This window comes from Halovibrio salipaludis, from assembly GCF_002286965.1.
Classification (GTDB): Bacteria; Pseudomonadota; Gammaproteobacteria; order Pseudomonadales; family Oleiphilaceae; genus Halospina; species Halospina salipaludis.
On the sequence record NZ_NSKD01000017.1, the window covers coordinates 1 to 5,684 of the forward strand.

Here is a 5,684-nt window from a genome sequence, read left to right on the forward strand (position 1 = left end):
TTTCGTCATCAGAGCCAGGATGGGGTACTTGATGCTGATACTTTGGGAAAAATGCCAACGACGGCTTTTTGGCTCCAAGCTCTCGGTGAGGTAATACCCTGTAGATGGCCGTGACGATCACTAAGACAACCACCGCAACCAATATGATATCAATCATCTCACCCATTCCCTCACCATTAAGGCCAGAACGAAGCGGCACGTCTCAGGCATCCGCCTTCCGTGGCTTGCTCACTGCATTTAGTCTTTAATTTGTCGAAAGATTAGACCCTCTACCAACAACTTTCTATTTATCAGCTCCTGCCAACCAAGCGCTCTATTTTCTCTATTCGACGATACCAAAGTGCTTCAACCATCACTATAGAAATCGACAATTCTTTTACAAGCTTCAATTATTTGAGGCTGAACCTCATCCAAATAATCAGCTACCTCTCTATCAGATACCTCCAAGTATTCTTTGCTGCAATACTCTCGCATCCCCCCAATTGGAAAGTGGTCTGTCTCTGAATCCACAGCCCTTAATGGGGAAAAAATTTCATTTTCTGGCTCACCTGTTCGATGTCGCAATGAAACTAGCTTTCTGCACCCTTCTATCAAATTAATTTCTCCATCAATCATAGAAGTGCAGATTTCAATAATTTTTTCCTGTGCATCCTCACTCATAAAAACTAATCCGTAAATTTAGTTTTATGTTCGACTCTTTGCCCCGTTCTTACATTTTCAGACCAGTGGGTTTCAAACCTTGTACCATCTGGAGCTTCATGGGAAGAACTACTCTTTTTAACCCAATCCTCAGCGCTTCCACCATGCTCCCTAGCGACTCTATCAGCATCACGAAAAGATTGTTTACTCCCTTGACCGGCGATTGTACTTCCTGTTTCGCCCAATTGCTGCTGACTACCTAATTGTTTATTTAACTTAATAGCACTTGAAGGACTTTTGGCCACACTCTTTGCAGCATCATCGACCCAGCCATAGCTACCGGGCAGCACCAGACCCGCACCCAGTGCCGCCACCGCCATCGATTTGTCGCCCGCACTGGCGCACTCATCCGACAGCGTATTATAGGTCTGGTAGGCATCATACACTGACAGCGCCATGTCAGCGGCGCCCAGAACCGCCGCCCCAATGCACAGCCCGCCACAGGCGATTGTTCCATTGGGATCCGCCAGGTTAACCGGATTCGCATTGGCATAGCGGTAGGCGTTGGCCCCACCGTCCAGACCAATGGGATCGCTCTGCAGATACCGCCCCGTCGCCGGATCGTAGGTGCGATTGCGGTTGTAGTGCAGCCCCGTTTCCCGATCGTGGTACTGGCCGGGGAAGCGCAGGTTGAACGCCACCTGCTGGCCGTCGCCATCAACGTCCTGGTTCTCCGTGGGCTGCCCGTAGGGGCCCAGCACCGCGCTCCAGACCGTGGTGCCATTGCTGTTGGTCAGCGCCTTAGGTGTGGCCAGCGCGTCGCTGTGGACGCTGTAGTCGCCATTGGCATCGCTGTAGCTCAGCGGCACCACTCCGGTCTGTGAGTACCGGTAGCGTTTGGTTGGCGTGCTGGCCCCGTCGTGGTATTCCGCCACCAGCCGGTCGCCGAACCACAGGTACTCAACTTCACGCTCGATCTCGCCGGTGTGTCACGCCCGCTTGATATTGTCCGCTCCTTCCGGGTAGTGTTCGGCGCCGGTCAGCCGGTTGCGCGCATCGTACTCGTATTCAGTGACGGCGCCCGTTTGCGTGTTGGTCTTGCGGATGCGGTTACCGTTGGCGTCGTGCTCGTACTCGACATCGGCGCTGGAAAGCAGCTTGTTGAAGGCGTCGTATTGCTGGCCGGCCTCCAGGCGGTTGCCATTGGCATCCAGCTGGAAGTCATAGGTCTCATCCCCATGGGTGGCCGAGGTAAGGCGGTTGGCGTCGTCGTAGTTATAAAACCAATCCGCGCCTTCGCCCTGGCGCTGGCTGACCCGGCCATTGGCGTCACGCGCATAATTGAACGCCGTGCCCTGGCTGTCGCCGAACTGCTGGCTGGTGTATTCGCCGGAGGCATTGTAGCCCATGCTGGCACTGCCGCCGGGGTAGTCCAGCTGGGTCAGCTGGCCGGCGCTGTCGTAGCTGAGGCTGTAATCGCCTGCTGAGATCTGCTTTGGTCGATACAGGCGGGAAGGTGCCGGCGAGGACCTTCTTACCTGTACCAGTTCACGTCAAAGTGCTGCAGTTATTATCTGAATTCAGAAATAAAGCCGACATTAATCAGAACGATCTTGACGATGAGCCTACGGAAACGACTGATCGACTTGCACAAAGAGCAGGGACTAACCCAACAATAGATGGCCGAAGCCATCGGCATTCATATGAACAGCCTGAAGAAGTACGAGTGGAGTTGACCCGCTTCAGTGGACAGGTTCCGATTTGAGTTGATGAGCATGCTCAGCATGCATTCGTTCATAGTTTACCGGTGACACCTGTCCGATGGCTGAATGGCGCCGGTGCAGGTTATACCAGCCCTCTATGAACCGGAACACCTCCAGTCGTGCTTCGGTCGGATTGCGGAATCGACGTCGATCCAACAGTTCGCACTCAAGCGTGGCGAAAAAGCTCTCCGCCATCGCGTTATCGAAGCAGTCACCAACCGATCCTGTCGAGGGGCGTACCCCGTGTTCCCGGCAACGGTGCCCGAAGGCGATCGAGGTGTACTGACAGCCCTAGTCACTATGATGGATCACATCCGTGGGCTGGCGTTGCCACAGCGCCATCTCCAGCGCATCGAGCACCAGTTCGGTTTTCATGTGCGTGGCCATGGCCCAGCCAACGACTCGACGGCTGAAAACATCCAGAACGATGGCCAGGTATAAAAACCCGCTCCAGGTCGGAATATAGGTGATGTCAGCCACATAGAGCTCGTCAGGCGCGTTGGCCGAGAAATCACGCTCGACCAGATCCGGGTCACCCCGGCGGCGTTCATCACGCACTGTGGTGAATACACCCTTGCGCCGACTCACGCCCTGGATAGCGACCTCGCGCATCAGTCGCGCGATGCGCTTGCGGCCAACGCACCAGTGCTCATCCTTGAGGTCGGCATGGAGTCGGGGCGCCCCATAGGTGCCGCCCGAGCGTTTGTGCAGGGCCTTGAGCCGGACACTGAGCACCTCGTCGGTGCGCTGGCGCTGTGATGGCCCACGCTGGCGCCACGCATAGTAGCCGCTGGGGGAGACGCCCAGCACCCGGCACATCGTGGCAACATTGTGAACGGCCCGATTCACTTCGACGAACCGGAAGATGTCGGTGGCACGGTATCGGTCTCCCGAGCGAACCAGGCCGCGGCCTTTGATAGGATCTCGCGTTCTTCGCGAAGGCGCTTGTTCTCCTGACGGAGTCTGCGAAGTTCTTCCTGTTCAGCGCTGGTGGTGCCATCATGGCGCACACCGGCGTCTTGGTCCGCCTGCGCGACCCAGTTGGTAATGGTCTGGGCAGAAGGCTCAAATTCCTGGGCCAGTTCCCAGGGGGTTCGCCCGCTGCGAACCAGATCGATCATCTGTTGCCGGAACTCCGGCGGATATGGGGTCTGCTTTGTGGCATCCTGTCCTCCTATCATTTTCAAAGGATCGGATGTCCACCAAAGCGGGTCAACTCCAGAGACCCGACAGGCTCAACCTTCACTGGACGTGCTGAAAAAGATCGCTTTAGCGCTTTACGTCAGTACCGATTTCTTGCTATTTGATGAACGTGGATCAAGCGACGAGTGGCTTTACAGCTCGAAGCCAGATGCCCGAAGACGAACAGATGGTGATCCGGGACGTGCTGGAAAGCCTGAACATCAAGTATCAGTCGCGCCGTTGGGCTACCAGCAGACAACGAGGAGCAGCTAAATGAATGATAATGAAGCCGTCCAGCAACTGATTGAACAACTCAGCAACAAAGCATCTGCCAAACGCCGTTCAGCGGCTAAGAAGCTGAGAAAACTAAAAGTCAAAGAGGCTGGCCCCGCGTTGTTGGCCGCCTTAAAAAATGAACTCAAGGACAAGCGCACCTGGGAAACGCAATATCAAATGATCATGGCTTTGGGCGAGTCAGGTTATACCGAGAGCCTGGATTTTTTACTTCAACTCGCCGAACAAGAATTTGAAGCAACGATGGTTTACGTTGCCATTGGCGATGCCATCGCTAGACTGACATATTTCAAAGATGGCTCCATCAGTAATATTCTCGATTTCCTAGACAGCAAAAATGGCACCGCACTTTTCATTGACGGATTAATCAGAGCAATTGCAATTTTAAAGCTAATCCCCTCAGATGAAGACATAGAACGAATCATTAACTACGGCAACAACCCGGAAGTTAATGACAATAACCGCACCTGGATCGCTTCCGCTTCCGCAGGCTGGAGTGGCAGCAATGTAGAGCATTTTCTTAACCGATGCGCTGTTTCTGACAACCCACAAACAAAAAGAGCAGCCGAAGCTGCTCTCAATAAAAAATATCCCAAGTGGGATATATTGTAGAATTACAAAAAACCCAAACAGGCTTCTTGATAATCCCACTTCCCATCCGCCTCGCCAGCATCAAGATATTCCTTGATTTTTTCGTACTTAACGCTGGAGGGAATATCTACTGAGACCAAGCGGGGCTGATCACTTATTTCTGAGTCACAGCCCATCGCTTTTAATTCAGCTCTCACAGCCTGAACATCCTTTTCATTCGCAAACCACAAACGCACGGTGCTGTGACCAGAGGGCTTCAAAAGCTCATCGACATAAAGACAACCATCCACCTCATTGGCGCTAACGACATCGCCAAGTGAAACACTTTTCGCATAAAAGGGAATATTGTCTAGCTTAAAGCCTTCTCCGTGCGGGATAGCCCACACGGACTCAATTTCCATTTCTTCAGAATCTGAAGATGGAATTTCAAAATATATTTTTACGTGGTCTTCCATAATTACTAGTTATCTCTCTTATTCAAATTACAAGTTCGACAAAGGACCTCACCATTTTCAAAAGTACCATCACCGCCTTTAGCCTTGGATATAATATGATCGCGATGCCGTTCATTAGGCGGCGGGGTAACACCACGTTGTGATCTTTGACCAGGTACAACCTCAACGCCACAGTTCTCACACCGGTTTACGCCGCCATTCCTAGCAGCGTTTTCCGCATCAAGCTCTCTCTTCGTTCTGGGCGTAAAATCCTTACCAGTTCGATCAACACCAGCGGAGCCTGGTTTCCTTGCGCCCCTTGCAACACGCCCTCCAGCTTTATTAGCAGCCCTGGCCGCCATCCCAAACCCACTGGCAAAGGGCGTAAACGCACCGCCAACATCCGCCGTGAGTGCTGCCAGGTTGGAACCGAGATTACCACAGTCCCTGAACACGTTGTCAGCCGCTATGCGGTACAGGTCATATCCGATGAAGCCAATGTCCGCCAAGGTGTCAAGGAACAACCCCCGGGAAGTAAGCGTTCATTCCAAGACGTGGTAGACCTACGCCAAGCGAGTTGATCACTTCACTTCATGAAGCGGTTTCAGTAATTCCGGCGAGACCTTGTACTGCTTGGTCCCGTCTTCGGCGAGCACGATCACGCTCTTGCGGTTGATCTTGGTGACGATGCCGAACGCCGGTCCCTCGCGAGTCTCGAAGGTCACCTTAAGCCCGACCCGCAGCTGGCTCAGCGCCTGCAGGTTTTCCTGCTCTTTGAGTT

At 53.3% G+C, this 5,684-nt stretch carries 7 protein-coding genes and 1 pseudogene; 1 reads left to right on the plus strand and 7 read right to left on the minus strand.

Going from position 1 to position 5,684, the window contains the following annotated elements; translation table 11 throughout:
• Nucleotides 1-345: 345 nt before the first annotated feature.
• The 4 genes and pseudogenes from CK501_RS16495 to CK501_RS16510 all read right to left on the minus strand — a co-directional run bounded on the left by CK501_RS16495 (nucleotide 346) and on the right by CK501_RS16510 (nucleotide 3,567).
• On the minus strand, nucleotides 346-660 hold the full coding sequence (locus tag CK501_RS16495) for a DUF2489 domain-containing protein (protein ID WP_095618811.1): 315 nt from the start codon (nucleotides 658-660) through the stop codon (nucleotides 346-348).
• A gap of 5 nt (nucleotides 661-665) precedes the next feature.
• The gene (locus CK501_RS16500; RefSeq protein WP_198949576.1) at nucleotides 666-1,574 is read right to left on the minus strand and encodes an RHS repeat-associated core domain-containing protein; all 909 of its coding nucleotides are present in this window, start codon (nucleotides 1,572-1,574) and stop codon (nucleotides 666-668) included.
• Between the two features lie 54 nt (nucleotides 1,575-1,628).
• Nucleotides 1,629-2,048 carry an RHS repeat domain-containing protein gene (locus tag CK501_RS16505; RefSeq protein ID WP_095618813.1) on the minus strand — a complete coding sequence of 140 codons (420 nt, stop codon included), beginning with the start codon at nucleotides 2,046-2,048 and terminating at the stop codon, nucleotides 1,629-1,631.
• A gap of 333 nt (nucleotides 2,049-2,381) precedes the next feature.
• A pseudogene (locus tag CK501_RS16510) lies at nucleotides 2,382-3,567 on the minus strand (IS3 family transposase).
• Nucleotides 3,568-3,857: 290 nt separating this feature from the next.
• On the opposite strand from CK501_RS16510, the gene CK501_RS16515 reads away from it, so the two are divergent.
• Nucleotides 3,858-4,490: a HEAT repeat domain-containing protein gene (locus tag CK501_RS16515; RefSeq protein WP_095618814.1), complete on the plus strand. Its 633-nt coding sequence runs from the start codon at nucleotides 3,858-3,860 to the stop codon at nucleotides 4,488-4,490.
• 2 nt (nucleotides 4,491-4,492) lie between these two features.
• Here CK501_RS16515 and CK501_RS16520 read toward each other — a convergent pair whose 3' ends face one another.
• From CK501_RS16520 to CK501_RS16530, 3 genes are all read right to left on the minus strand, one after another.
• Complete coding sequence (locus CK501_RS16520; protein WP_095618815.1) at nucleotides 4,493-4,924, minus strand: DUF4265 domain-containing protein; 432 nt, start codon at nucleotides 4,922-4,924, stop codon at nucleotides 4,493-4,495.
• 5 nt (nucleotides 4,925-4,929) lie between these two features.
• Complete coding sequence (locus tag CK501_RS17310; RefSeq protein ID WP_095618816.1) at nucleotides 4,930-5,265, minus strand: HNH endonuclease; 336 nt, start codon at nucleotides 5,263-5,265, stop codon at nucleotides 4,930-4,932.
• A 219-nt stretch (nucleotides 5,266-5,484) separates the two neighbouring features.
• On the minus strand, nucleotides 5,485-5,684 hold a 200-nt coding region (locus CK501_RS16530), incomplete at its 5' end, for a hypothetical protein (protein WP_095617590.1).